The sequence below is a fragment of the Bradyrhizobium sp. T-1 genome, from assembly GCF_053592855.1.
Window position 1 is genome coordinate 6,381,288 of the sequence record NZ_CM132115.1, and the last position, 25,878, is coordinate 6,407,165.

The 25,878-nt window shown below is 64.0% G+C and carries 23 protein-coding genes; 3 read left to right on the forward strand and 20 right to left on the reverse strand.

Translation table 11 applies throughout. From position 1 onward, the window contains the following. Positions 1-2 precede the first annotated feature (2 nt). The 11 genes from ACWAT4_RS30605 to ACWAT4_RS30655 all read right to left on the reverse strand — a co-directional run bounded on the left by ACWAT4_RS30605 (position 3) and on the right by ACWAT4_RS30655 (position 12,340). Complete coding sequence (locus tag ACWAT4_RS30605; RefSeq protein WP_212297655.1) at positions 3-215, reverse strand: hypothetical protein; 213 nt, start codon at positions 213-215, stop codon at positions 3-5. A gap of 175 nt (positions 216-390) precedes the next feature. Next, positions 391-2,268, reverse strand: a complete 1,878-nt coding sequence (locus ACWAT4_RS30610; RefSeq protein ID WP_449728776.1) for a putative bifunctional diguanylate cyclase/phosphodiesterase — start codon at positions 2,266-2,268, stop codon at positions 391-393. Next, positions 2,265-3,416, reverse strand: coding sequence for an FIST signal transduction protein (locus tag ACWAT4_RS30615; RefSeq protein WP_449728778.1), 1,152 nt, complete (start codon positions 3,414-3,416; stop codon positions 2,265-2,267). Before ACWAT4_RS30615 ends, ACWAT4_RS30610 begins: the two co-directional genes overlap by 4 nt. A gap of 178 nt (positions 3,417-3,594) precedes the next feature. Then, entirely contained in the window at positions 3,595-4,326 is a 732-nt protein-coding gene (gene rpe / locus ACWAT4_RS30620) for a ribulose-phosphate 3-epimerase (RefSeq protein ID WP_449728779.1), read from the reverse strand. Next, positions 4,323-5,255: a CbbX protein gene (gene cbbX / locus ACWAT4_RS30625; protein ID WP_212297651.1), complete on the reverse strand. Its 933-nt coding sequence runs from the start codon at positions 5,253-5,255 to the stop codon at positions 4,323-4,325. Before cbbX ends, rpe begins: the two co-directional genes overlap by 4 nt. A 98-nt stretch (positions 5,256-5,353) precedes the next feature. Further along, the gene (locus ACWAT4_RS30630; RefSeq protein WP_212424761.1) at positions 5,354-5,761 is read right to left on the reverse strand and encodes a ribulose bisphosphate carboxylase small subunit; all 408 of its coding nucleotides are present in this window, start codon (positions 5,759-5,761) and stop codon (positions 5,354-5,356) included. 11 nt (positions 5,762-5,772) lie between these two features. After that, the gene (locus ACWAT4_RS30635; RefSeq protein WP_212297649.1) at positions 5,773-7,233 is read right to left on the reverse strand and encodes a form I ribulose bisphosphate carboxylase large subunit; all 1,461 of its coding nucleotides are present in this window, start codon (positions 7,231-7,233) and stop codon (positions 5,773-5,775) included. Between the two features lie 31 nt (positions 7,234-7,264). Then, positions 7,265-8,350, reverse strand: coding sequence for a class II fructose-bisphosphate aldolase (fba, locus tag ACWAT4_RS30640; RefSeq protein WP_212297648.1), 1,086 nt, complete (start codon positions 8,348-8,350; stop codon positions 7,265-7,267). 14 nt (positions 8,351-8,364) lie between these two features. Next, positions 8,365-10,386 carry a transketolase gene (tkt, locus tag ACWAT4_RS30645; protein ID WP_449728780.1) on the reverse strand — a complete coding sequence of 674 codons (2,022 nt, stop codon included), beginning with the start codon at positions 10,384-10,386 and terminating at the stop codon, positions 8,365-8,367. 28 nt (positions 10,387-10,414) lie between these two features. Next, a complete protein-coding gene (locus ACWAT4_RS30650; protein WP_449728781.1) occupies positions 10,415-11,290 on the reverse strand; it encodes a phosphoribulokinase in 876 nt (291 codons plus the stop codon). A 12-nt stretch (positions 11,291-11,302) separates the two neighbouring features. Further along, complete coding sequence (locus ACWAT4_RS30655) at positions 11,303-12,340, reverse strand: class 1 fructose-bisphosphatase (RefSeq protein WP_212297645.1); 1,038 nt, start codon at positions 12,338-12,340, stop codon at positions 11,303-11,305. Positions 12,341-12,459: 119 nt separating this feature from the next. On the opposite strand from ACWAT4_RS30655, the gene ACWAT4_RS30660 reads away from it, so the two are divergent. After that, a complete protein-coding gene (locus ACWAT4_RS30660; RefSeq protein WP_449728782.1) occupies positions 12,460-13,437 on the forward strand; it encodes a LysR family transcriptional regulator in 978 nt (325 codons plus the stop codon). A gap of 481 nt (positions 13,438-13,918) precedes the next feature. On the opposite strand, the gene ACWAT4_RS30665 is transcribed toward ACWAT4_RS30660, so the two are convergent. From ACWAT4_RS30665 to ACWAT4_RS30685, 5 genes are all read right to left on the reverse strand, one after another. After that, positions 13,919-14,128: a hypothetical protein gene (locus tag ACWAT4_RS30665; RefSeq protein WP_212297643.1), complete on the reverse strand. Its 210-nt coding sequence runs from the start codon at positions 14,126-14,128 to the stop codon at positions 13,919-13,921. Positions 14,129-14,262: 134 nt separating this feature from the next. After that, complete coding sequence (locus ACWAT4_RS30670) at positions 14,263-14,682, reverse strand: DUF4118 domain-containing protein (RefSeq protein WP_212424759.1); 420 nt, start codon at positions 14,680-14,682, stop codon at positions 14,263-14,265. 139 nt (positions 14,683-14,821) lie between these two features. Then, positions 14,822-16,015, reverse strand: coding sequence for an MFS transporter (locus ACWAT4_RS30675; protein ID WP_449728783.1), 1,194 nt, complete (start codon positions 16,013-16,015; stop codon positions 14,822-14,824). Positions 16,016-16,082: 67 nt separating this feature from the next. After that, entirely contained in the window at positions 16,083-16,637 is a 555-nt protein-coding gene (locus ACWAT4_RS30680) for a TetR/AcrR family transcriptional regulator (RefSeq protein ID WP_449728784.1), read from the reverse strand. 396 nt (positions 16,638-17,033) lie between these two features. Continuing rightward, on the reverse strand, positions 17,034-17,993 hold the full coding sequence (locus ACWAT4_RS30685; protein WP_449728785.1) for an N-carbamoyl-D-amino-acid hydrolase: 960 nt from the start codon (positions 17,991-17,993) through the stop codon (positions 17,034-17,036). 226 nt (positions 17,994-18,219) lie between these two features. Here ACWAT4_RS30685 and ACWAT4_RS30690 point away from each other — a divergent pair, with 226 nt between their 5' ends. Next, entirely contained in the window at positions 18,220-18,444 is a 225-nt protein-coding gene (locus ACWAT4_RS30690; RefSeq protein ID WP_212428095.1) for a hypothetical protein, read from the forward strand. 208 nt (positions 18,445-18,652) lie between these two features. Further along, positions 18,653-18,979 carry a hypothetical protein gene (locus ACWAT4_RS30695; protein ID WP_212428096.1) on the forward strand — a complete coding sequence of 109 codons (327 nt, stop codon included), beginning with the start codon at positions 18,653-18,655 and terminating at the stop codon, positions 18,977-18,979. Positions 18,980-19,011: 32 nt separating this feature from the next. On the opposite strand, the gene ACWAT4_RS30700 is transcribed toward ACWAT4_RS30695, so the two are convergent. The 4 genes from ACWAT4_RS30700 to ACWAT4_RS30715 all read right to left on the reverse strand — a co-directional run bounded on the left by ACWAT4_RS30700 (position 19,012) and on the right by ACWAT4_RS30715 (position 25,404). Beyond that, positions 19,012-20,325 (reverse strand): MFS transporter, encoded by a 1,314-nt coding sequence (locus tag ACWAT4_RS30700; RefSeq protein WP_449731288.1) that lies wholly within the window; start codon positions 20,323-20,325, stop codon positions 19,012-19,014. Positions 20,326-20,568: 243 nt separating this feature from the next. Beyond that, positions 20,569-21,927: a sigma-54-dependent transcriptional regulator gene (locus ACWAT4_RS30705; RefSeq protein ID WP_449728786.1), complete on the reverse strand. Its 1,359-nt coding sequence runs from the start codon at positions 21,925-21,927 to the stop codon at positions 20,569-20,571. Continuing rightward, complete coding sequence (locus tag ACWAT4_RS30710; RefSeq protein WP_449728787.1) at positions 21,924-23,711, reverse strand: sensor histidine kinase; 1,788 nt, start codon at positions 23,709-23,711, stop codon at positions 21,924-21,926. The genes ACWAT4_RS30705 and ACWAT4_RS30710 overlap by 4 nt, the downstream gene beginning before the upstream one ends. A 1,198-nt stretch (positions 23,712-24,909) precedes the next feature. Next, positions 24,910-25,404, reverse strand: a complete 495-nt coding sequence (locus ACWAT4_RS30715; RefSeq protein ID WP_449728788.1) for a cupin domain-containing protein — start codon at positions 25,402-25,404, stop codon at positions 24,910-24,912. Between the last annotated feature and the right edge of the window lie 474 nt (positions 25,405-25,878).

The following is a 25,878-nucleotide window of genomic DNA, read 5'->3' on the forward strand; positions in this document are numbered from 1 at the left end:
CCTTACGCTGCGGCAGGGGCCTCCCATGCCGCGGCTGCAACGGCATCGTCCTCGCGTTGTGCATTGCACGCATCAAAATGCGCTTTCAGCGCCATCTCGGCGAGATATTCGAAATGCTCGGCTTGGCCTAGCAACTGCCAGTTCTGGAGCGGCCGATAGGCCGCCTGCTGACGACAGAGGGACGCCAGCGCGCGGTAGCGACGTACGTTTTCCATCAGACCCTCCCTCGTACTCACTCGGGCTTATTGCCCTCATTTACGTCACGCCGATGGCAGTTGTGCAAAACATTTTTTGAGCGCACGGCCGCCCAACTCAGGTTAACTTTTTTTAAAGGCGCAGATGCGCGATAGTTCCTGTCGGCGAACCGATCGTGGAACTTGCAGTGCAATTTTATGCGTAGCGGCGGCGTTCGACGTTGATGCCGATCAAATTCGAATACTGTTCGATTGGTTCGGGCCGCCCGATCAGATAGCCCTGCATCTCCTCGCAAGCCTCGCGCTCCAGGAAGGCGCGCTGCGCCTCCGTCTCCACCCCTTCCGCGACGACCGGAATGTGCAGGGCGTGGGCCAGACTCAGAACCGCGCGGACGATCTCGGCCGATTGCGGCGTTGCCTCGAGGTTCAGAATGAAGCTGCGATCGATCTTGATCTTGTCGAACGGAAACGACTGCAGATAGGACAGCGATGAGTACCCTGTCCCGAAATCATCCATCGCGATGCGGATGCCGAGCGCCTTCAGCCGCCGCAGCAGATTGAGCGCGCGCGTGAAATCGCCGATCAGCACGCCCTCGGTGATCTCGACCTCGAGCCGCATCGGCGCGAGCCCCGTCTCCAGCAGGATCTGGTGGATGGAGCGCTCGAGGTCGCCGGCCTGGAACTGGATCGGAGACAGGTTGACCGCAACCTGCAATGGCCGCGGCCACGACGCCGCCTCGCGGCAGGCCTCACGCAACACCCATTCACCGATCTCGATGATCTGCCCGTTCTCCTCGGCAAGCGGAATGAACTGGTCGGGTGGCACAAAGCCCCGCATCGGATGGTTCCAGCGCAACAGCGCCTCGAAGCCGATGATTTCTCCGTCCATTCGCGCCTGCGGCTGGAAGTAGACCTGAAACTGGTTCTGCTCGAGCGCGTGGCGCAGATCGTGCTGCAACAGCCTGCGATCGCGCAGCTCGCGGTCCATCGCGGTTTCGAAGAAGCAAACCCTGGCCCGGCCCTCGCGCTTGGCGCGATAGAGCGCCGAATCGGCGTTCGCAAGCAGGGTCGCCGCATCGACGCCATCGTCCGGATAGACCGCGATGCCGACACTGAGGCCGACATGGGAAAGATAATCGTCGACCTCGAGCTCTTTGCCGATCGCCTCGACCAGACGCTCGGCGAGCGAGAGCACGTCTTCACGCCTGATGTCATCGGGCATCAGGATCATGAACTCGTCGCCGCCGATGCGGGCGACGAAAGCGCAATCGGCCTCCGCGACAAGACGATCGGCGGCCGCCCGCATCATCATGTCGCCGACGGGGTGACCGAACACGTCGTTGACATCCTTGAAGCGGTCGAGATCCAGGCTGAGGACGGCAAAGCTGGTCGAGGCTTCCTGAGCCCGCTCGAGCCGCTCGTCCAGCGCCGCGTTGAAAGCGCTGCGGTTCGGCAGGTCGGTCAACGCGTCATGGTAGGCGAGATGACTAATCCGCGCTTCGTTCGTGATCCGCTCGGTGACGTCCTCGATCACGCCGACCAGATATTGTGCTGCGCCGTTGCTGTCTCTGATCAGCAGTTTGCGCGAATTGACGACGCGATCGTGGCCCTTGACGCCGACCTCGAGCACATGCCCTTCCAGGAACATCGGGGTGCCGCTATCGACCACACGTCGGTCCTGCTCGTTGACGACGCGGGCAATGTCGTCGGGAAAAATCTGCTCCGGAGTCCTCCCCAGCATCTCCTCGCGGGGCATGCCGTAATAGTCTTCGCCGGCCCGGTTGAGCAGGATGTACCGCGAATCTTTCGCGTCCTTTGCGAACACCGCGATCGGGATGTTCTCGATGATGCTGTCGAGAAATTCGCGCGCGCGCAACAGGTCCTGCTCGGCGCGCTTGTGCGTCTGCTCGAGCTCCTCGATCATCAGCTTGATTGCGCGGTCGGTGCGCCGGCGATCGCCGTCGCTCTCCTCATAAGCCGCGCTGACAAGCTCGCCGAGCCTGGTCAGGTCGACCTGCCCGGTCTCGTCCGTCGCCTGCCTGATCTGCCTTGCCAACAGGCGATGCGTGGTCACGCCGCCGCCTCCGCGATCATCGTGACCGTCATGGTCTGGTTGTGCAGCTCGCAGCGACCGGAGGCCACCGGAGGCGCGATCTCGCCGTAAGAATAGAAGCCGATACGGGTGACGTCGTCGCCGAGTTCGGCGGCAACCGCGTCGAGCTCATCCTGCGTGCGCTGCCCCATGACCTTGCGACGGCCGGTGCAGCTCACCAGGATCGCAAGCTTGTCGCCTGCGATCTCGTCTGCAAGTGCGCGGCGCGCCTGCCGGCCCGCTTCGCCCGCGCCTGCCGCGAGACTGTCGAAATTGGCGCGCATCAGCTGTGCGGTGCACCCTTCCGGAATGTCGGCCGCAAACGTCAGCGTGCGGGCACTGTGGTCCACGGCGAAGACGGAACGCACGATCTGCCGGTCGGGCTCGGACTCGTCGTGGATACGCAACGGAAACGCAAGGCCCGAGCCGGGCATCGCCGCGACCTCTTCCTCGCCGAGATACCGCGTGTAGAGATCCAGCGGCGGACTGCCGTCGAGTTCCTCGACCACCGGGCCGTTCGACTTCGTCACCTTGCGCCGTGGGCCGAACACGTCCCAACCACCGGCGCAGCCATGCGTGAAACGAAAGGAATTGCCATAGAATCCGACTGCAGCAACGCGGTTCTGCAAAGGCTCACCATCAGCCCCCACCAATGTCTGCTCGAACTGAGCACCGTCGCCGGCAAGGCCGCCGGTGACGGGCAAATTCGGCCCAAGCAACTCGGTCATGCCGGCAAGCAGCTCCGAGCCGTTCACGCTCAATCCGTCGGACAGAACGAACAGCCCCGCCAGATCCTCCGCCATCACCTGGCGGGCGAGGCGGGCGCCGCAAGCCCGCGACGTCTCGCGCGATTCGATGACTTCGTTCACCACTCGCACCTGCGTATGCGCGAAACGCAGGGCCACAGCGACCACTTCATCGTCACTGATGTCGTCGCCATGGATCTGTCCACCGGTGCTGCATCCCACGATGTGACTATCGGGATAAAGACCACGCAGCTCGCGATAGCGCGCTCCGCTGGCCAGCCCCTGCCGACTGCCGAAATAAAGCACGAGCTGGGCAGGCTCGCGCAGGGCGTTCGCTCCGCGCCAGCCATGAGCTGCATTCCAGTGACGATATTGAATCTGCATCCCACACTCTCTGCAGTCCTTGAACCACAGATTGTGTCGCGGCGCATTGCGCCGCCGTTAATCGGGCACCTGCTTCACGACCGTTGGTTACCCCGGCATGAAGGCTGTTGCCGATTTGCGATCGATTCTCCGTAGGACCGCGGGGAACTGTCCCGTGCACGCGCAATGCGTCCGTAATCTAGCGGGCCCGCACGCGTTCGCCGGCACGTCCCGGCTGCACGGAACTTTCACGCGGAACCCGGCCGGACTCTGCCGCAACGCGAATGGCAGCGATGTTGTCGGCATAGTCGGCGTTGCTCTTGCCCCGAAACACAGCGGAACCCGCCACAAGCGTATCTGCGCCTGCGGCGGCAACCGCCGCCGCATTGTCGCGCGTGACGCCGCCATCGACCTCGAGCCGGATCGGCCGCTCGCCGATCATGCTCCGCAGCCGCGCGATCTTCTCGAGTTGGGATTCGAGGAAGGACTGGCCGCCGAAGCCCGGGTTGACCGTCATCACCAGCACCAAATCGAGACGATCGAGCACATATTCGATCGCGCTTTCGGGCGTCGCGGGGCACAGGCTGACACCCGCCTTCTTGCCGAGCGCACGGATCGCCTGCAACGAACGATCGAGATGCGCGCCCGCCTCGGCATGCACAGTGATGACATCGGCTCCCGCCTTCGCGAACGCCTCCAGATAGGGATCAACAGGTGCGATCATCAAATGCACGTCGAAGGTCTTCTTCGTCAGCGGCCGGATCGATTTGATGACATCGGCGCCAAAGCTGATGTTCGGAACGAAGTGCCCGTCCATCACGTCGCAATGGATCCAATCGGCCCCAGCTGTGTCAATCGCGGTCACCTCTTCACCGAGGCGCGCAAAATCAGCGGCCAGGATCGAAGGAGCGATGATGATCTCCCGGGTCATGGCTTGACACTCCGCGCGTCAGCGCCGCCGCTGAAGACGCGGCTCGCCAGGACATCAGCGGGATCAATCGTTTCAAGATCGGCGACATCGAGCATGCGATCAAGATCGGACACCAGGCGATCGGCCTGCCGCAGGCGGATGCGGTCGACAGCATTGCGGATCGAGCGCGCGTTGGAGAAGAACGGCTGCGTCCGGCGCAATGCGATGTACCTCTCAAAAGCCTCGCGAGCCGCCTTCGAGAAGCGATAGCCGCGCTCTTTCAGCATCAGCTCGGCGATCACCAGCAGCTCGGCTTCCGCATAATCCGGAAATTCGATGTGATGAGCGATGCGCGAGCGGAAACCGGGATTGGAAGCGAAGAAGCTCGTCATCCGCTCGCCGTAGCCGGCGAGGATCACGACGAGGTCCTCACGCTGGTTCTCCATCACCTGGAGCAGGATCTCGATCGCCTCCTGGCCGTAGTCGCGCTCGTTGTCGGGGCGGTGCAGGTAATAGGCCTCGTCGATGAACAGCACGCCTCCCATCGCCTTCTTCAGGATCTCCTTCGTCTTCGGCGCGGTGTGGCCGATATATTGCCCGACGAGATCGTCACGCGTCACCGAGATCACCTGCCCGCGCCGCACAAAGCCGAGGCCGTGCAGGATCTTTGCCATGCGCAGCGCCACCGTGGTCTTGCCGGTGCCGGGATTTCCGGTGAACGACATGTGCAGTGTCGGTGGCGCCGATGCCAGGCCGGCACGCTGCCGGATGCGTTCGATCAGCAGCAGCGAGGCGATCTGGCGCACGCGGTTCTTGACCGGCTTGAGCCCGATCAATTCCCGCTCGAGCTGTTGCAGCGTGTCGGTAATCCCGGCTGCCTCGGCCTCCTTGCGGAGATCGAAACTGGTCTCGTTGCTTTCTGCGGTCGTCGCGTGGGGAACGTCGAGCATCGGCACCTCGAAGAAAAGAGCTTCGCCGCGGGGGAAGCGGCGAAGCAGTGGTCCGCCAAGGATACGGAGCAGGGAGCGCTCCGCGCGGAGAAGAATGGCTATTGCGGGGCGTGAGTGGCCACCTTGCGAACCGTGCTGTACCGGATCGCGCGGCCGCCGACCTCCTGCCGCACCAGCTCGAACTCGGCCTCCTGCGGCGGGCGGTTGACCAGGAAGGAGATCCGCACCGATTCCCAACCGTGGCTGGAATCGAATCCGCTGATGCGGATGTAGCGGTCGCCATACACCCTGCGGCACTCCGCGAGCTCCATCATCACGCCGGCGGCGTCCTGGAGATCGAACATCGGCAAACCCCACATCTCCCAATAGGTATTGCGGGGATGCGGATCATCGGTGAATTCGATGTTCACCGCCCAGCCGTTGCCAAGGCAGTACTGCACCTGCTTGGTGATCTGGTCGTCGGTGAGATCAGGCAGGAACGAAAAGCAACCCTGAGTGAGTTTCATGCTGCATCTCCTCAAACGGTTTCGAGCGCGGTCGGCACGAAGTCCGGCGTGTCGGTGGATTGATAGTTGAAAGTCACGTCCTTCCAGACCTCGAGCGCCGACTTCAGCGGCGTGCAGGTCTGCGCCGCCTTGGCGAGGATCTCCGGACCCTCGTGGACGTAGTCACGCCCCTCGTTGCGGGCGAGGATCATCGCTTCCAGCGCCACGCGGTTGGCGATCGCGCCGGCCGCAATGCCCATGGGATGACCGATGGTGCCACCGCCGAATTGCAGCACGACGTCCTCGCCGAGCAGATCGAGCAGCTGATGCATCTGGCCGGCATGGATGCCGCCGGACGCCACCGGCATCATCTTGTTCAGGCTCGCCCAGGACTGGTCGAAGAACAGGCCATGCTCGAGCTTGGTCGGATTGAAATCCTCGCGGCAGACGTCGTAGTAGCCGCGCGTGGTGTTGGGATCGCCTTCCAGCTTGCCGACCACCGTGCCGGCATGGATGTGGTCGACGCCCGCGAGCCGCATCCACTTGGCGATGACGCGGAACGACACGCCATGGCTCTTCTGCCGCGTATAGGTCGAGTGACCGGCGCGATGCAGATGCAGGATCATGTCGTTGCGGCGCGCCCACTTGGCCATCGACTGGATCGCGGTGTAGCCGATCACGAGGTCGATCATGACGATGCACGACCCGAGCTCCTTGGCGAATTCGGCGCGCTCGTACATGTCCTCCATCGTGCCTGCAGTGATGTTCAGGTAGGTGCCCTTCACCTCGCCTGAGGCTGCCTGCGCGCGGTTCACCGCCTCCATGCAATAGAGGAAGCGGTCGCGCCAGTGCATGAAGGGCTGCGAGTTGATGTTCTCGTCGTCCTTGGTGAAATCGAGTCCGCCCTTCAGCGCCTCGTAGACGACGCGGCCGTAATTGCGGCCCGAAAGCCCGAGCTTCGGTTTGACCGTTGCGCCCAGCAGCGGCCGGCCGAATTTGTCGAGCCGCTCGCGCTCGACCACGATGCCGGTCGCCGGCCCCTGGAACGTCTTCACATAGGCGACCGGGAAGCGCATGTCCTCCAGGCGCAGCGCCTTGAGCGGCTTGAAGCCGAACACATTGCCGATGATGGACGCCGAGAGGTTCGCGATCGAACCCGGCTCGAACAGGTCGAGGTCATAGGCGATATAGGCGAAATACGAGCCCGGCGTGCCCGGCACCGGATCGACGCGGTAGCACTTCGCGCGATATTTCTCGGCCGCCGTCAGACGATCGGTCCAAACCACCGTCCAGGTCGCGGTCGAGGATTCGCCGGCCACGGCCGCCGACGCCTCGATCGGGTCGACACCTTCCTGCGGCGTCACGCGGAACAGGGCGATGACGTCGGTGTCCTTCGGCGTGTATTCGGGCTCCCAATAGCCCATGCGCGCGTATTCCATCGTGCCCGATCGATAGCGCTCCTTGCCGCGGACGGTTCCTGCATGTGCATTCATGGCTCTCTCCTGCTCTTCTCTCTCTGAATGATTAGGCTGCGACCGGCTCGCGCGCGCCGGTGCGCGGATCGAGCTCGCCGGTACGGTAGCGCCGTGCCATCTCACTCAAGGGAACGACCTTGATCTTGCTGGCGTTGCCCGCAGTGCCGAACTGCTCGAAACGGTCGCGGCATAGCTCGCGCATCGCATCCATCGCGGGTTTCAAGAACTTGCGCGGATCGAACTCGGAGCGCGATTGCGCAGCCACTTTCCGAAACACTGCGGTCATCGCCAGGCGGCAATCGGTATCAATGTTGACCTTGCGCACGCCGCTTTTGATGCCACGGACGATTTCTTCGACTGGCACGCCCCAAGTCTGCGGCATCTCGCCGCCGAACTGGTTGAACATGTCCTGCAGCGGCTGCGGCACGGAGGATGAGCCATGCATCACCAGATGCGTGTTCGGCAGCCGGCGGTGGATCTCCTCGACCACCCGCATCGCCAGGATGTCACCGTCGGGCTTGCGACTGAACTTGTAGGCGCCGTGCGAGGTGCCCATCGCGATCGCGAGTGCATCCACCTTGGTGGCGCGGACGAAATCGACGGCCTGGTCGGGATCGGTCAGGAGCTGGTCGTGGCTGACCTTGCCCTCGACGCCATGCCCGTCCTCCTGCTCGCCGCCGCCATGCTCGAGCGAGCCGAGCACCCCGAGCTCGCCTTCGACAGAGGCGCCGGTCCAATGGGCGAGATCGACGACGCGGCGGGTGATGGCGACGTTGTAGTCGTAATCCGCCGCGGTCTTGGCATCGGCCTTGAGCGAGCCGTCCATCATCACCGAGGTAAAGCCGTGGGCAATGGCGGAGGCACAGGTCGCCTCGTCATTTCCGTGGTCCTGGTGCATGCACAGGGGGATGTCGGGATAGGTCCGCTCCAGCGCGTCGATCATGTGCGACAGCATGAGATCGCCGGCATAGCTGCGCGCGCCGCGCGAGGCCTGGATGATGACCGGCGCGTCGACCTCGGCCGCCGCCTGCATGATCGCGATGCCCTGCTCCATGTTGTTGATATTGAACGCCGGCACCGCGTAGCCATGGCCGGCGGCGTGATCGAGCAGTTGGCGAAGGGTGATACGGGCCACGAAGAGTCCTCCTGTTATGGCTTGCGGACGCGGGCGATTGCCCGGCGAGCGGCTTCGGCAACGCTTTGCGGCGTGATGCCGAATTCCCGGTAGAGCACCGGCGCCGGCGCCGAGGCGCCGAAGCCGCGCATGCCGACGAACTCGCCGTCAGCGCCGATCCAGCGATGCCAGTCGCCAGCGACCGCGGCTTCGATGCCGACCCGGGGCGCGGCGCCGAGAACGGCCGCGCGATAATCGTCCGGCTGCTCCTCGAACAGCGCGAAGCACGGCGCGGACACCACAGCCGCACGAACGTGCTCGGTCGCGAGCAGGCGTGCAGCTTCCAGCGCGATCGAGACTTCCGAGCCCGTTGCCATCAGCGTGACATCGCGGCCGCCGTCCGGCGAGACGATCAGATAGGCACCCCGCGCAACGCGATTCCTGCCGCGGACGTCGCTGCGGAAGGTCGGCAGCGCCTGACGCGATAGACAAAGCACGGAAGGACGATTCTTCGCTTCGAGCGCGCAGTCCCAGGCCTCCAACGTCTCGACCGCGTCTGCGGGGCGGAACACCAGCAAGTTGGGAATGACGCGCAGCGCCGCGAGGTGCTCGACCGGCTGATGCGTCGGGCCGTCTTCGCCGAGCCCAATGGAATCGTGCGTCATCACATGGATGACGCGCAGCCGCATCAGGGCCGCGAGGCGGATCGCCGGCCGGCTGTAGTCGGAGAATGCGAGGAACGTGCCGCCATAGGGAATGAAGCCACCGTGGAGAGCGAGGCCGTTCATTGCGGCGGCCATGCCGTGCTCGCGGATGCCGTAGTGAATGTAGTCACCGGCGAATGCATCACGTCGGACGGGCGCTTGTGCCTTGGCATGCGTCAGGTTCGAATGGGTCAGATCAGCTGAGCCGCCGACAAATCCGGGGATCGTTGCCGCGATGCCGTCGAGCACCTGTTGCGAGGCCTGCCGCGTCGCGAGCTTGGGGCGCTCGGTGGCAAATCGCTCGCGCAATTTCGCCGAGGCCTGGGCATAGGCGTTCGGCAGGGCAACCGGCTTGCCCTCGATGAACAGCTCGCGTTGCTCCGGTGTCGCATCTTCATAGCGGTCGAGCCAGGCGAGACGCTCGACCTGCCCGCGCTGCCCAATCATTCGCCACGCCTTCGCGACGGGAATCGGCACGACGAAAGGTTGGTAGTCCCAGCCCAGCGTCCGCCGCGCTGCTGCGGCCTGCTCGGTGCCGAGCGGCGCGCCATGCGCCTTCTCGGTGCCCTGCCGGTCCGGCGCGCCGTAGCCGATGATGGTGCGACAGGCGATCAGCGACGGTTTTGCGGTGTCGCGCTCTTCCGCGATCGCCTGCGCAACGGCTTCGGGGTCGTGTCCGTCGACGCGCCGCACCGACCAGCCGGACGCGGCAAAGCGCGCGAGCTGGTCATCGGATGTCGCAAGCGACGTCGGCCCATCGATGGAGATGCCGTTGTCGTCGAACAGCACGATGAGGCGGCCAAGCCCGAGATGGCCCGCGAGCGAGATCGCCTCCTGGCTGATGCCCTCCATCAGGCAGCCGTCGCCGGCGATCACATAAGTGAAGTGATCGACGAGGCCATCGCCATGACGCGCGTTGGCCATGCGCTCGGCGAGCGCCATGCCGACCGCCGTTGCAATGCCCTGTCCGAGCGGACCGGTGGTGGTCTCGACACCAGGCGTGTGGCCGTATTCCGGATGGCCCGGTGTCTTCGAGCCCCATTGCCGGAAGGCCTTGATATCGTCGAGACTGACATCGCCGCCGGTCAGATGCAGCAGCGCATAGAGCAGCATCGAGCCATGGCCCGCCGACAGCACGAAGCGGTCGCGATCCGGCCAGTTCGGGTGCGCCGAGTCGAATTTGAGGAAGCGCGAGAACAGCACGGTCGCGACGTCGGCCATGCCCATGGGCAGGCCGGGATGTCCGGACTGCGAGGTCTCGATGGCATCGACCGCGAGGAAGCGGACGGCGTTGGCGAGATCGCTGTGCGCGACTGCCGTGAGGTCGGCGTCGGCATGAACCGAAATATTCATCGGATCCTCCAATTGTTGGTCTTGCGGATCACTTCAGGCTCCGCTTGCGCTCGATCAGCTGCATGATCAGCGGCGTCAGGATCAGCTGCATGGCCAAATCGAGCTTCGCACCCGGGCAAACGATCGAGTTCGCGCGCGACATGAAGCTGTGCGGCAACATCGACAGCAAATAAGGGAAATCGATGCCCCGCGGGTTCTTGAACCGGATCACGACCATCGATTCGTCCGGCGTCGGGATCCAGCGCGCAATGAACGGATTGGAGGTGTCCACCGTCGGCACGCGCTGGAAGTTGATGTCGGTCTCGGTGAATTGCGGGCAGATGTAGTGGATGTAATCCGGCATCCGCCGCAGAATGGTGTCGGTGACGGCCTCGGTCGAATAGCCGCGCGCGCTACGGTCACGGTGCAGCTTTTGGATCCATTCCAGATTGATGACGGGCACGACGCCGATCTTGAGGTCGGCATAGCGCGCAACATTCACCCTGTCCGTGACGACGGCCCCGTGCAGGCCCTCGTAGAACAACAGGTCCGAGTTCTTCGGCAGCCGCTCCCATTCGGTGAAAGTGCCTGGCGCCGCGCCATGCAATGCGGATTCCTCGGCATCATGCACATAGTGCCGCGTCGTCGCGGAGCCCGTCTCGCCGTAGTCGCGAAAGGCCCGCTCGAGTTCCTCGAACAGATTGGTCTCGGGGCTGAAATGGCTGAAGTGCTTGTTGCCGCGCTCGGCCTCCGTCGCCATCTGCGCGCGCATCTCGGCGCGGTCGTAGCGATGAAAGGCGTCGCCCTCGATGTAGACGGCGTTGACCTTCTCGCGGAAGAAGATCTGCTCAAACGTCTTCTTGACCGAGGTCGTGCCGGCGCCGGAGGAGCCGGTGATCGAGATAATCGGATGCTTCCTGGACATGGGTCACCTCCCTCACAGCCGGAAGAAGCCGCGACGCGCGAACAGCGGTGCGGAGACGCTGGCAACCAGCAGCGGATCACAATGCAGTTCGGCGACGCGCCGCACCTCATTGCTGGAACCCATGATCAGCGGCACGCGCTGGTGCAGGGTTTGCGCTGAGAGATCGAGGATGCGCTCGCGGCCGGTGGAGGCCGAGCCGCCGGCCTGCTCGATGATCATGGCCATCGGGTGCGCCTCGTAGACGAGACGCAGGCGGCCGTCGCCGTAACCAGGCCGCGCATCAGACGGATAGAGGAACACGCCGCCGCGGGTCAGGATGCGATAGGCTTCCGCCACCAGCGAGCCGATCCAGCGCATGTTGAAATTGTGGTTGGCGGGCCCGTCGACACCGGCGAGGCACTCGTCGACAAAGGCTCGCACCGGTGCATCCCAATGGCGGCGGTTGGAGGCGTTGATTGCGAACTCCTCGCTGGCCTCGGAGATTTGCACGCCGCTCCGCGCCAGACGGAAACAGCCGGACTTGCGGTCGAGGGTGAAGATGTCGACACCCTCGCCGAGCGTCAGCACCAGCGAGACCTGCGGACCATAGGTGATGAACCCTGCCGCGAGCTGCGCCGACCCGCGCTGATGGAAGGCGAGAGAGAGATCATCGAGCGAAGGCAGGATCGAGAAGATCGTGCCGACGGTCATGTTGATGTCGATGTTGGAGGAGCCATCCAGCGGGTCGATCGCAACGCAGATCTTTGCTTCGCGGTCGCAGATCTGAGGCTCGCGCATCTCCTCCGAGGCGAGCGCGGCGATCGGCTGCCTGCTCAGGCAGCGGCGCAGGATCGCATCGGCCTGCACGTCGAGATCGCGCTGGACGTCGCCGTCGCTGTTGCGGCCCGTGGTCAGGCCCGAGGCATCCGCAAGATCGCCGGTGGCGATGAGGTCGGCGATCTCGATCGCAGCCGCCGCGATGGCATCGACTGCAGCGGCCACCGCCAGCGCGTGCGGCGCCGTCTCGGAATACCGTTGAAGGTGGTCATCCAGCCTGAGTTGCCCGGTCATCTGCGTTCATCCCCTTGCGGGCGCCGCATCCAGTTCCCTCCCCTCTGGAGGTCGGTGCGGTCAGTCCCGGCATCAGGAGATTGACAGGGCGCACTTAATAAGGAAAATTTCTAATCATAATGAGCGTCAAAGATTTTTCTTATAATGGCTCCGGCCATGCGGCGGCTCAGCTCCGGCATCTGACGATCCGGCAGCTACGGTCGCTTGCGGCACTGTCGGCCAAGGGCAGCGTCACCGCGGCGTCGACCCAGCTCGGGCTGACGCAGCCGGCCGTGACCCAGCAGCTCCGGCAGCTTCAGGACCTCGCCGGCCTGCCCTTGGTGCAGCGGACCGGCGACGGCATGCTGTTGACCGAAGCAGGCCGCGAGGTGCTGGCGCTCGCCGAGCGCGTCGAAGCCGCGATCACGGACTGCCAGGGCGCGCTTGACCTTCTTGCCGGGAAGACCGGCGGCACGGTGCATCTTGGCGCAGTGTCGACCGCGAAATATTTCGTGCCGCACGCGATCGCGGCCTTCTCCAAGCGCTCACCGAAGATCGAGATCAAGCTCACCATCGGCAACCGCGAGGAGATCCGCGAGGCCATGCACGGCTACGACCTCGACTTCGCGGTGATGGGTCGGCCGCCGGCCGATGTCAGCGTCGACGTGCGTCAGCTCGGGCGCAATCCGCACATCATCGTCGCACGCAAGGGTCACTGGCTGGAAAAGGATTCAGGCCTCAGCCTGACCGATCTCGTGCACGAGACCTTCCTCACCCGAGAACCCGGCTCGGGCACGCGCACGCTGATGGAGGGGATGTTCCAGAAGTCGGATCTCGAGCCGATCATCGGCATGGAGATGAGCAGCAACGAGACCATCAAGCAGGCGGTCATCGCAGGTCTCGGCATCGCCTTCATCTCGGCACACACAGTTGCGCACGAACTGGCGGAAGGCCGCCTGATCGTGCTCGACGTCGCGGGCCTGCCGATCGTGCGGCAATGGTACGTGATCCGCCGCAGCGACAAGGTGCTGCTGCCGCCGGCGCAGGCGATGTTCGACTTCCTCGGATCGGAAGGCTCGAACTATCTGCCCGAGGTGCCCGATTTCGGCGAGCGATAGCAAGCCGGCGTTCAGACCATCAGCTTCATCGCGACCGTCGCCGCCAGAATGAGGATGATCTGGAGCAGACGTTCTGTCGTGAAGATGCGGTTGAAGGTCGCCATCGCTTGCCCCGGCCATCGTGGAGATTCGGGCAAGTTGCTAGCACACGGACGCAGCGGGGCAACTCCGTAGTCGCCACGGACTCCGCGCGCGACCAGATCACCGGAACCCGAGATGTTTCGAACGATTCAAATCCGACATTCAGGAATTGCTGAGCGCGCGACTTGTTCATGCACGCAGTGACTTCGCGTGCACGGATGCTCCTTGCCCGCATCCGGCCGCATCCTTGGGGAATCGGGCAAGCTTTGAAGTGTGAGGGAGGGCGCGATGAACTGCATCGCAGCCGACGGACGCACGGTGAGGGTTCAGGCGAGCTACCGATTCTGATCGTTTGACGTCAGCGATCCCTTCGCTGACGTTCGCGTCGGATGGTTAATGCTCAGGCAGCGAGCGGAGCAGCGTAGTCCACCCGACCGGCGAAATAGGCTTCGAGCTCCGACAGCGCGCGGGCTTCCCACTCGCTGGCCTGCTCCAGCAGTGACCAGCGCTGGCCCGGCCGAAACGCCGCGGTCTGGCGATAGAGCGATGCGATGCCGCGGTAGCGGCGCACGTTCTCAAAGATGGCCTGTCCGTTGATCTGGCCGTTCATGTCGAAAACTCCCTCGTATTCCCGCGGGAGAAATTGCGGCCAAATCTTTTTCGAAAAGTTAGCGGCGCGATCCAGGCGCGCGGATGGTTGCCCGAGTGTTGCGCGAGCGCAACGGCCGATGGCACACGCCTTGTTTATTGCGAATTCGTTGCCGCGCTCTCGCCTGACGACTTCAACCTGCCGCGGCTGTTGATCGTCATGCTCGCGCGGCAGAGATCGGCAAGGCCGATCAGCAGCACGGCGAGCAGGCAGAACAAATTGATGGAATCAGCGTTCGCGCTGGAGAGCGCCGTGAACTCGAAGAAGGGCGGCATGAACGCCCACCATACCAGCGGAATGGTGAGCAGCGCGGCGAACATCGCTGCCGGCACGCCCGCGACGATGCCGAGCACGAACAGGCTGGGCAGGAACGCCGCGAAATAGAGCTTTGCACCGAGCGCGACGCAGACGCCTTGAAGCGCAGCCGATGCTGCGACTACGATAAATCCGAGCAGAAATGCCTGCCACGACCATGGCCGTACCCGCGGTACGCCATACAGTCCCGCACGCCTCATAAGGCCTCCCCTGCCGCCGTTAACCAGGCTGCTTGCGACCAAAGTACTACAGAAGCAGGGAATCTGCGAGGTGGAAATTGCCTCCTCCGTGCCGCCGTCTCCGCCGCTTGGTAAACAGCGACGGCACACAATCGTACCGCTATTCGGTTACCGCGTAGATCAGGCTTGCGACCGGCAGCGCAAGGCCAATGGCCGAGGCCAGCGTCCAGCCGCCTTGCGCGAATGCCCAGGCGCCGAGCCCGGATCCGGCGGCGCCGGCCGCGAAGAACGTCGCCATATAGAGGCCGTTGAGGCGGCTGCGGTGCTCGTGCCCGAGCACGAAGATCGCGCGGAAGCCGAGCACCACATTGCCCTGCACGCCGAAATCGATCGCGATCGCCGCCACGACGAGGCCGGCGAGATTGAGCGCCGAGCCGGACGCCCCGACATGGGTCACCAGGAAGCCCAGGGCAACGAACAGCATCGCGGCGAGCGTGGCGATGCGGCTGTGGCCGCGATCGGCGAGCCGTCCTGCGATCGGCGCCGCGAACACGCCGGACGCGCCGGCGAGCGCGAACAAGGCAATGCCGCGCTGGGTGAAGCCGAACTGACTGACGAGCTGCAGCGGCACCACTGTCCAGAACAGCGTGAAGGCGCCGAACAGGCCGGCCTGGTAAAGCGCGCGGCGGCGCAGCAGCGGTGTGGTGCGCACCAGATGCGGCATCGACAGCAGCAGCGCGCCGTAATGCATGCGCGCCACCGGCCTGCGCTTCGGCAGCGTGAGGCGCAGCACGATCGCGAGGACGATCATCAGCGCCGCCGAGCAGAAGAACACCGCATGCCACGACAACGCCGCGGTGACGAAGCTCGACACCGGGCGCGCCAGCATGATGCCGAGCATCAGGCCGGTCGAGACGTTGCCGACGACGCGGCCGCGAACGGCTTCCGGCGCCAGATGGGCGGCATAGGGAATGATGATCTGCACCGCGACCGAGCCGAGGCCGATGAACAGTGCTGCGATCAGGAACGGCAGCGCATGGGTCGCAAACGCGGCCGCGAGCAGCGCCGCCGCGCCGAGCGCGATGACGGTGCAGATTAGCGCGCGATTCTCGACGAGATCGCCGAGCGGCACGATGAAGAGCAGCCCGGTGCCGTAACCGATCTGCGTCATGGTCACGATCAGGCCTGCGGCCGCATGCGACAGGCCGAGCGCGGCGCTGATCGGGGCGATCAGCGGCTGGGCATAGTAGATGTTGGCGGCGACCATGCCACAGGCCGCGGCCAGCACGAAGGTCAGTCGTCGCGACACCGCATCCGTCTCCGGCGCGGTCTCGATGGTGGCATTCATCGTCATTCCAAACACTCCGACAAGTCATAAACTCCACATATAGGAAACGCTCGTTTCCTAATTTGACAAGAATTCAAGCCAGCAGCCTCATCGCGACGCCGACCAGGCGGTCGCCGTTGAGCGGCAGCCGCGCCTTGCCGACAACACGCAAGCCCTGCGTCAGGCAGATCATCAGCCGCGCGGTGTCGTCGGCTTCGACATGGCGAGGGATCGACCCGTCGGCGTGTCCTTCGCGAATGAGGCCGGCGATGAAGGTCTCGTTGGTCTTGAGCTGCGCCGTGACGCGCGCGCGCATCACCGGATCGACCGCCGACAGTTCGACCGCACTGCCGACCACGATGCAGCCGCGTCGCCCCTCGCTGCCCTGGGAGTGCTCGACATAGGACAGCAGCACGTGGCGCACCCGCTCGCGGCCATTCATGCCGCGCGCGGCCGCGTTGCGGGTCTGCTCCCGGCGCACCGCGGCGTAGCGCTCGAAGGCCGCCAGGAAGACGGCATGTTTGTCGCGAAACGCCTTGTAGACGCTGCCAGTGGCAAGCCGCATCGCCGCCGTGAGGTCTCCGATCGAGGTGCCATGATAACCGCGCTCGCAAAACACCCGGATCGCGCCGTCCAGCGCGGTGTCCATGTCAAACTCCCGGGGGCGGCCGGGTGGATGGGTCGGGTCGGATTTTCGGGCAGACTTTTGCATCGCGGGATAATAGAGAATGATCATTTCCAAATAAAGACACGTGGTTGTGATTGGGGATGGAGCGCCGTGTCCCGGCTCTCTTAGAGTGTCCTCCAAATGACGCTGTCGTTCCCCGCGAAGGCGGGGAATCCAATACACCGCGGCCTTTCAGCTCAATCCCAACCGCCTCTGGAATACTGGATCGTCCGGTCAAGCCGGACCATGACGGCGAGTGTGTAGACGCAGGGCGCGCCCCTTGGCACGAGCCCGGAATCCATTTCACGGCGTGAGCTGCGGCCCGATGGATTTCGGGCTCGACGCTGTGCATCGCGCCGGAATGACGTTGGAGAGCGATCAGCCCTTTGGCTGCACCGGCGTGCCGTCGGCCATGATGGCCACGCCCCTCCGCTCGACGATCATCCCATAGGCCTGCGGCTGGCGGTGGAGGTCGAAATTGAACGTCGTGCGCTTGTAGGAATTGCAGAGATCGAGATCACAGCGAGCGAACGCGAGTTCGTCGCCCTTAGTCGTGCATCGCGCGATGATCTCGCCGGAGGGGGCGATGATGCAGCTGCCGCCGATATGGTCGACGCCCTCTTCGACGCCGGCCTTGGCGACGCCGACCACGAAGGTGCCGTTCTGGTAGGCGCCGGACTGCATCACCAGATGATTGTGGAACAGCGAGAGATCGTCATGCTCGGGCGCCGGCGGATTGTGCACCGGGGTATTGTAGCCGATCATGACCATCTCGACGCCCTGCAGCCCCATCACCCGATAGGTCTCGCTCCAGCGGCGGTCGTTGCAGATCGCCATCCCCATCACACCGCCGAACGCATCCACCACACCGAAGCCGGAGCCCGGCTCGAAATAGCGCTTTTCCAGATGCTGAAACCTGCGCCATGGCTCATGCTCGGCGTGACCAGGCAGATGGACCTTGCGGTACTTCGCAACGATTGCGCCGCTTTTGTCGACGAGAATCGACGTGTTGTAGCGATGGACGATTCCGGCCTCGATCGTCAGCTCGGCGTAGCCGAGGCAAAATCCCATTCCGCTCTCGCGGGCGAGATCAAACAGCGCTTGCGTCTCCGCGCCCGGCATCTCGCGTTCGAAAAAGCCGTCGATCTCGGCCTGGCCCTCGAAGTACCAGCGCGGAAAGAAGGTGGTCAGCGCGAGCTCGGGATAGACGATCAGATCGCAGCCGTTGGTCCTGGCCTGGCGCATCAGCGCCATCAGCCGCGCCACGACGTCCGTCCTCGTCTCGGTCTTCGCGATCGGACCCAATTGGCCGGCCGCGACAGTCACAAATCTCGCCATCAATTGCCCCTCTTTCATTTCCCGGATTGATCGGGCCTGTCGCGCATATGCAGATTTTGCGCCTGATGGCGCCGGCGTCAAAGGATGAGCCAGCACGCGCAGGTATTCAGGAACTTCCGTTGCCAATCTGCAACGGTTCCCGACGATCTAAGACCGGCCAAAAGAAACGCCCATTGCGGCCACGAACCCTGCTCACAACGCCGTGAGACAAGTCAGGGGAACGACGATGCGTGCACAACGCGTTTGGAACGTGACGGGAGCCGCCAGCATCGGGCAGCTTCAGTCCAGATTGGACGATTTGAACAAGCGACTGAACCAGCTCGAGAGCCAGCATCCCGAGAGCGGGAAGGTCGACGAGCTGAAATCGAGCGCACTCAGCCTGTCGCGGGAGATCGACGACATCCGCTGCGCCGAGGCGACCGCCGCTTTACGGGACTTGCTGCGGAAATAGTCGCACCTCGACGATTCGGCGCTTGCGCTGCGGAACCAACGCTCCGCCCCGCCATTTCCCATGGAGAGCATGGAGCAAAATCATGACCAGGCACCTGACGCGAGCCCATCTCGCGCGCGGTGTGGCCGGCGCGGTTTCCACGCTGGTCCTGTGCGCGACGGCGGCCTTCACCATCGCGTACCACTTCGCGCTGTGAGGAAACATTCGCATGATGTCCGACCCCGAGGAGTCGGTGAGGCTGCAAGGCTTTGGCGAGATGACGTTGCGCACGGCGATCGCGACGGTGATGTTGCTTGCGCCGCGCGAGCGCGCAGACGCTGCGATCTTCCGTGTCCGTGACGGGGTCCGTCTGGCCGCAAGCGAGATCGCCGAGCTCGCGTCGGAATGGGGCATCGCGCCCGCAGCCGAGATCAGGTCGCCAAGACTCGTTCCCGATCCGCACTGGTCCGACGTTGTCCGCGGCATGGTGCGCGAAGCGCCGCTGCCGTCGCTGATGGTGGCGTTTTTGATCGGCGTCATGGTGACGCGGCGGTGAGGCTGCCCTCACCGCCGACGCAACGCCCCAACCTATTCGTGGCGGTCCATCGCGGACATCGTCTTGGTGTCGCGCATCGTCAGGTAGACCAGCAGCGACACCGCGATGCAGCCGGTCAGGTACCAGTAGAACCAGCTTTCGTGGCCAATGGACTTGAACCACAAGGCAATCGATTCGGCGGTGCCGCCGAAGATCGAGACGGTCAGCGCATAGGGCACCCCGACTCCGGTCGCACGCACGCTGGTCGGAAACAGCTCCGCCTTCACCACCGCATTGATCGCTGTATAGCCTGATACGATCATCCAGGCGGCGGCAATCAGCAGAAAGGCCGAGAATGCATCGTGAGTGGCCTGCAGCGTCGTCAACAGCGGGATGGTGAACAGCGTGCCTGATACACCGAAGCCGATCAGAAGCCATTTGCGCCCGATGCGGTCGGAGATCGCGCCGTAGACCGGCTGCAGCAGCATCGCGAAGACGAGGCTGCCCGCCGTCACCATCGTGGTCTGGTCGTCGGTCAACTTCACCGAGAGACGAAGGAATTTCTGCATATAAGTGGTGTAGGTGTAGAACGCCGCCGTGCCGCCCATGGTCAGTCCCACCACCAGCATCAGTTCGCGCGGATAGTTGAGCAACGCGCGAATTGAGCTGGATTTCTTCACCGCGGCCTGACTGTTCTTGAAGGCGTCGGTCTCGTGAAGGTTGCTGCGCATCAGCGCGGCGACGACCGCGAGCACGGCACCGAACGCAAAAGGCACACGCCAGCCCCAGGCGCGGATCTCGTCAGTCGAGAGAAACACCTTCTGCAGGAGGAGCAGCACGAGGATCGCGCAGAGCTGTCCGCCGATCAGCGTCACGTACTGAAAGCTGGAGTAGAAGCCGCGATTCTTCTCGTCGGCGACCTCGCTGAGATAGGTGGCGCTGGTGCCGTATTCGCCGCCGAGGCTCAACCCTTGCAGGATTCGCGCAAGGCCGAGCACGACGGGAGCGGCAAGGCCAATCGACGCGTAGGTCGGCGTCAACGCGATGATCAGCGAGCCGAAGCACATCATCACGACGGACAATGTCAGTGCATTGCGTCGGCCATAGCGGTCGGCGAGATGGCCGAACAGCCAGCCGCCGAGCGGACGCACCAGAAAGCCGGCGGCGAACAGCAGCGCCGCATTGAGTTGCTGCACCACCTCGTCGCCTTCAGGGAAAAACGCCTTGGCGAAATAGAGCGAGAACGCCGCATAGGCGTAGAAATCGTACCACTCGACGAGATTGCCGACCGAGCCGACGAAGATCGCACGCAGCCGGCGCTTCATGTCGGCAGCATTGGCGCGCGCCGCCGTGACGGGCTCGCCCATCGTCTGAATTGAGGCTTCCTGTGAACTCACGACATTCCTCCGCAGATTTATTGGAAAACCGGATGGTTTCGTCGCGGCTTCAGCAACGACTGTGCCAAGCGGGAGCGACGTGCGGAAATGCGGAGAATTGCAGGGAGTGGCGCGGATTCTTGCGAAGGACGCCCCGACGTGGGCCAGGCTATCGGCGAGAATCCGCCGACGCAATGACAGCCATCGGCGGATTTCCGCCGATGGCTTGCCGGCTCAGGGATCCTTGCGGCCGGGTCGCGCCAGCGCGTATTTCGCCATCTTCTCGTTCAGCGTCCGGCGCGGGACGCCGAGCTCCTCGGTGACGGCAGCAATCGACCAGTCGTGCTCGCGCAAGGCGGCCTCGATCAGGGCACGTTCATAGGCCGCGACGCGATCGGCGAGCGTCCGCTGCGGCGCTCCCGGCTCGCCGCGCCGAAGGATCTCGGCAACGCTGCGGCCGGTCGCAGCGAGCCCCAGCGCATAGCGTTCCGCGACGTTCTTCAGCTCGCGCACATTGCCGGGCCAGTCATGGGCGAGCAGCGCATCGAGATCGTCCGCCCGCAGCGGCGACATCGTGCGGCCCGCGCCCTTTGCGGCGGCAGCGGCAAAATGCTCGAACAGCAGCAGGACGTCGTTGCCGCGCGCGCGCAGCGCCGGCAGGTGGATCTCCGCCGCGGCAAGGCGGAAGTAGAGATCTGAGCGGAAGCGTCCCTGGCGGCTCTCCGCCGCGAGGTCCCCCTTGGCAGCCGCGACGACGCGAACATCGACGGGCAGGAGCTTGTTGGAGCCGACCCGCTCGATCGTGCGCTCCTGGAGAGCACGCAGGATCTTGGCCTGGAACGGCAGCGGCATGCTCTCGATCTCGTCGAGCAGCAGGGTGCCGCCGTTGGCGTGCTCGAATTTCCCGATGCGGACGCCACGTGCGCCGGTGAAGGCTCCGGCTTCGTGGCCGAACAATTCGCTTTCGAACAGCTCGGTCGGAATCGCCGCGCAGTTCACGGCGACGAACGGCGCCTTCGCACGCGGTCCGAAATCGTGCAGGGCTCGCGCCACCACCTCCTTGCCGGTGCCGGTCTCGCCGGTGACGATCACGTCGCGATCGTGGCCGGCGAGCTCGAGCACGCTGGCGCGCACCGCGTCCATCGGCCTCGACAGGCCGATCAGGCGTGCGTCGATCTCACCTGGCGCGGCGAGACGATCCGAGAGCTGGCGCAGCCGCAATTTCAGCTGCCGTCGCTCGACCGCGCGCGTCATGACCGCCGAAAGCAGTTCGGGATCATGAGGTTTTTGCAGCAGATCGTAGGCGCCCTCGCGCATCGCGGCCACCGCCAGCGGCACGTCGCCATGCGCGGTCAGGAGCACCACGGGGATGTCTGGATCGACCCGGTGAATATCACGCATCAGTTCGAGTCCGGACCGGTGCGGCATGCGAAAATCGGTCAATACGGCGTCGGGCAGGATTTCCTGTACCAGGCGCATGGCTTCGTCGGCGCCGGCGGCGGCGCGAACCGTGAAACCGCCGAGCTCCAGCCATTGCCGCACCGAGTTGCGGACGATCTCCTCGTCGTCGACGACGAGCACGGACCCGGTCATGCCTGCAATTCCTGATATTGCGAGGCCGGCGCGACATCCATGAGCGGAATGACGACCTTGAAAGTCGAGCCCCTGCCCGGCGCGCTATCCACCAAGATATCTCCTCCGAACTCCCTGACGATTCCGTACGAGATCGAGAGCCCAAGGCCAAGCCCCTCGCCGGTCTCCTTGGTGGTGAAGAACGGATCGAACAGCGCCTTGACGTGCTCGGCTGCAATGCCGGCGCCGGTGTCGCTGACCTCGATCACAGCGCTGGGGCCTTCCCTGCCGAGCGCCACGGTGAGCAGGCGCGGCTCGGAGTCGCGCATCGCATCGATCGCATTCGACACAAGGTTGACCACGACCTGCTCGAGCCGGATCGGATTGGCGAGACTATGGAGCGGCTCGGCGGGCGCCGCGCGCACCACCTCGATATGCTCGTTGTCGATCCGGTATTGCAGCAGGCGGACCGCATTGTCGACCACCGGGGCGAGCGCGACGGCGCTACGCGTGCCGGTCTCCTTGCGCGCGAACATTCGCAAATGATCGATCAGTGCCTTCATGCGCTCGGCAATCGAAGACATCAGCTCGAGGTTGGCGGCAGCACGATCGACCTCGTTGCGGCGGAGCAGGACACGGCTGCTCGCGACATAGGTGATCAGCGCCGCCAGCGGCTGGTTGATCTCGTGCGCGACACCGGCGAGCGCCTGACCGAGGCTCGCGAGCTTGGCGCTCTGCACAAGGCTCTCCAGGGTGCGACGCAGCTCTTCCGTGCGCTCGGCTACGCGCCGCTCCAGAACATCATGCGCCTCGAGCTTGGCCCTGACGACCTGGCGCCGCTGATAGGCAACCAGCACCACCAGCAGCGACGCGATCAGCGCAAACATTCCGGCGATCGCGACGGTCGCTGCATTGCGCCGTGCATCCACGACATCCGAGAACAGCAGCAGCTTCCAGCCCTGATCGTGCGGACGGATCTGAAGGGCATACTCCCCGAGTTCGATATTGCCACGGCCGCGCGCGCGACCGATCTGGATGCGTTGACGGTCGCCCTTGGGCACGAAGACCGGCGCGGCGTCGATGGCCTGACCGAATTGCTGCACGGCATTCAGTTCAGCGAGACGCTCGGCGGGGACCGGCACCAGCGGACGATATTTCCAGTCCGCGCGGCTGGCGAGAAAGATCACACCGTTCTCATCCTCCATCGCCACGAGGTCGCCGGCACGCGCCCAGTCGGCCTCGAGCGCGGAGAGATCGATCTTGACCACGGCGACGCCGAGGGTCTTGCCGCCTTCCGTGATCCGATGCGACAGGAAATAGCCGGGCTGCCCCGTCGTGGCACCGACGGCGTAATAGTGACCTTCGCCGGCGCGCATGGCGTCGACGAAGTAGGCGCGGAACGCGTAGTTGTGTCCGACGAAACTCGACTCCTGATCGAAATTGCTCGCCGCCAGAGCAAGGCCGGTGCTGTCGAGCACATACAGCTCCGCGGATCGCGCGCCCTGATTGAGGGATTTGAGGCAGCGATTGGCGGCGGCGATCGCCGCTGTGTCCTGCGGATCGCGGTAGAGATCGCGGATGGGATCGGCGAGCGACAGCACCGCCGGCAGATAGCGATAGCGCGCAACCGTCGCATCGAAGGTGCTGGCGATCAGCGCAAGCCGGTCATTGGCCTCCCGCTGCATGCGCGCAAAGCCGGCATCGAGCGCCAGGACGTAAGCCAGCCAACCCGCCGCCGCGATCGCCGCGAGCGCAAACGCACCAATCAGCGCGTATCGCAGCTGGGCTGGACGAGGAAGTTGCATCGAGGCTCCGGATCGAGGCGATATCGCTAGGTAGCACATCGCAAGACGCGCGCCGCTGCGAACACGCCGCTCGCACGGGACTTCTTGGCGGAACGCCCCGGGCAGGTCGTTCATTGGCCGTGGCGTTGAACCGGCTGTGGAGCCATGCTCGCGGAACATGGTCACCCTGCTCCGGCCAAATCGGCCGTGGACCCGCCCCGAAAATCGTTGCAAAAAGGGCGCCCAAGGCGCTGGCGGCCGGTCCGCCAAGCCTTTGGAAAACGTAAACTTTTGGAAGAATGGTCGGAGTGGCAGGATTCGAACCTGCGACCCCTGCGTCCCGAACGCAGTGAGTATCTTGTAAGTTATTGAATTTTCTCGATGTGACAGGCGTTTCTGTCTCGTTTTGTTCACGGTCGTTTCGCCCATTTCATTGCGATTTCGTTGCGGCATTCCTTGGAAGAACACTCTGTCGGAGCCGGATGGTCGCATCTTCTTGGCGGTGTCCAGAACGGACGGCGCGACCAAGGTCCGGTTTAGCCCGGACTCGACGCGTATCATTGATATTGGCGACTTGCCTCCAATCAGCCATCCGCGCGAGCGTCGAGCGCTTCGTACTGGCCAGCCCCCCGGGCGACGTGTAGCCGAAATCTGCACGATCGCTCAAAACCCGGACACGGTTTAGGCTCTATCCATATCGCTGCGTTGAACGTCATCGGGGCCGATATCGAGGGCCGCCTCCGCTCTTCAGACTTTCTGCGGCCGGGCACGACGCTGGATTCGACTTCGGGCTCCCCCGCCCGTACAGAACTGCGATATTAGAAGCTATGGCGGTACCTTTTGGTGGCCGCTCGTCGGGCAAGAATGTCAGGTGACCGCAGACTCCCTCATAAGGATGGCCGCCGCCGGAGGGACTGGAGCTTCGATGAAGGTCAGCGATAGCGCATTTGCCGGCGTCATCCTTCAGGCGCGCGCGGGCGAGACGGCGCTATGCGGCGGTCCGCCCCCCTGTTGGGCCGCGCGCGTTCCTCAACCACGATTTGCGGGTGGCTGCGGCGACGATGTGCTTGAACTGTCGTGTCGTCGCGCCCGCAGATCACCAGTGTTGTGGTAGCCGTCGGTCACGCGAGCGCCACCGCACCGCTGTAATGGCCTGTGCCCCAGCGTAACAGAATCTATCCGAGGAAGAGCGTCGGCCGCAGACTACGGCCCACAGGGATCAGTATGGCGTTCCATCCTTATGGACATAAATGTAGCGCTGATCGCCATCGACATTCTTCCATCTCATGTCGATGTCAGGGTACTCGCCTTCGTCACCGGGGCTGCGATCACCGATCTCCAGAAATACCGCGTCAGTGCTGCCTCGGTTGATGACGTGATGGCCGTCCGGCTTTCCTGCCGGAAATCCTGCCGCCATACCAGGGTTCAGCAACTGCTCACCTGCCTCACTAACCAAAGTCAGTTGGCCCTCCAGAATGAAAACGAATTCGTCTTGCTTGGTGTGCCAATGGCGCTGCGAAGAAGCATGGCCAGGGGGAAGGCGAACAATGTTGACGCCAAAGTTCTTCAGTCCGGCAGCGTCGCCGAGCCGCCGCCTCTCCGCACCAATGACCGGCCCCCAAAACTCCTTGGGATAATCGGGATCTTCAGTGCTCGGCAGCACTGTCGCCGGATCGAGCGCTGGAAGCTGCAGGATGCCATTCCGAGTCGACATACCTCTCTCCATTTTAGAGTAGCGGCTAAATCAGCAGTCAGCACTGCTACGTCAACGGCCAGATCATGCAAACAGCGCCCACCGTCCAAATGAATGAGTTTCGCTACACTCCGCACGCGGCGCATGGCCGAACGCTTCCTTCCGCCGGCAGGCATGGCGAACCAGCCGACGGATCGTAAGCTGGTGGTGTTCTTGGCTGGTCGCGAAATCGCGCACGCACTCGAACGGGTCCCCCCGAATCTTCTCGGTGAATAGTGCGCCGCTCTGATTTCACTAGCCTGTGCACTTTTGAGACGGGCGGGAATCTCTATAAAGCCGGATTAGCACAACGTCGTCTGGCTCACCGGGCCCTCGAGAGCCAACGGGTAGCCCAATAGCGACGAACGTTGATGCCCAACTCGCGATGGGAGCCAGGCCTCGCGCGACGGGACGATCTAAATGTCCTGAATCTAGGCGAAGTGCCATTCACATGCC

Coding starts and splice junctions, on each gene's coding strand:
- ACWAT4_RS30605 (WP_212297655.1), bottom strand. CDS start 215: ATGGAAAACGTACGTCGCTACCGCGCGCTGGCGTCCCTCTGTCGTCAG.
- ACWAT4_RS30615 (WP_449728778.1), bottom strand. CDS start 3,416: ATGCAGATTCAATATCGTCACTGGAATGCAGCTCATGGCTGGCGCGGA.
- rpe (WP_449728779.1), bottom strand. CDS start 4,326: ATGACCCGGGAGATCATCATCGCTCCTTCGATCCTGGCCGCTGATTTT.
- cbbX (WP_212297651.1), bottom strand. CDS start 5,255: ATGCTCGACGTTCCCCACGCGACGACCGCAGAAAGCAACGAGACCAGT.
- ACWAT4_RS30630 (WP_212424761.1), bottom strand. CDS start 5,761: ATGAAACTCACTCAGGGTTGCTTTTCGTTCCTGCCTGATCTCACCGAC.
- ACWAT4_RS30635 (WP_212297649.1), bottom strand. CDS start 7,233: ATGAATGCACATGCAGGAACCGTCCGCGGCAAGGAGCGCTATCGATCG.
- tkt (WP_449728780.1), bottom strand. CDS start 10,386: ATGAATATTTCGGTTCATGCCGACGCCGACCTCACGGCAGTCGCGCAC.
- ACWAT4_RS30650 (WP_449728781.1), bottom strand. CDS start 11,290: ATGTCCAGGAAGCATCCGATTATCTCGATCACCGGCTCCTCCGGCGCC.
- ACWAT4_RS30655 (WP_212297645.1), bottom strand. CDS start 12,340: ATGACCGGGCAACTCAGGCTGGATGACCACCTTCAACGGTATTCCGAG.
- ACWAT4_RS30660 (WP_449728782.1), top strand. CDS start 12,460: ATGAGCGTCAAAGATTTTTCTTATAATGGCTCCGGCCATGCGGCGGCT.
- ACWAT4_RS30665 (WP_212297643.1), bottom strand. CDS start 14,128: ATGAACGGCCAGATCAACGGACAGGCCATCTTTGAGAACGTGCGCCGC.
- ACWAT4_RS30670 (WP_212424759.1), bottom strand. CDS start 14,682: ATGAGGCGTGCGGGACTGTATGGCGTACCGCGGGTACGGCCATGGTCG.
- ACWAT4_RS30675 (WP_449728783.1), bottom strand. CDS start 16,015: ATGACGATGAATGCCACCATCGAGACCGCGCCGGAGACGGATGCGGTG.
- ACWAT4_RS30680 (WP_449728784.1), bottom strand. CDS start 16,637: ATGGACACCGCGCTGGACGGCGCGATCCGGGTGTTTTGCGAGCGCGGT.
- ACWAT4_RS30685 (WP_449728785.1), bottom strand. CDS start 17,993: ATGGCGAGATTTGTGACTGTCGCGGCCGGCCAATTGGGTCCGATCGCG.
- ACWAT4_RS30690 (WP_212428095.1), top strand. CDS start 18,220: ATGCGTGCACAACGCGTTTGGAACGTGACGGGAGCCGCCAGCATCGGG.
- ACWAT4_RS30695 (WP_212428096.1), top strand. CDS start 18,653: ATGATGTCCGACCCCGAGGAGTCGGTGAGGCTGCAAGGCTTTGGCGAG.
- ACWAT4_RS30700 (WP_449731288.1), bottom strand. CDS start 20,325: ATGGGCGAGCCCGTCACGGCGGCGCGCGCCAATGCTGCCGACATGAAG.
- ACWAT4_RS30705 (WP_449728786.1), bottom strand. CDS start 21,927: ATGACCGGGTCCGTGCTCGTCGTCGACGACGAGGAGATCGTCCGCAAC.
- ACWAT4_RS30710 (WP_449728787.1), bottom strand. CDS start 23,711: ATGCAACTTCCTCGTCCAGCCCAGCTGCGATACGCGCTGATTGGTGCG.
- ACWAT4_RS30715 (WP_449728788.1), bottom strand. CDS start 25,404: ATGTCGACTCGGAATGGCATCCTGCAGCTTCCAGCGCTCGATCCGGCG.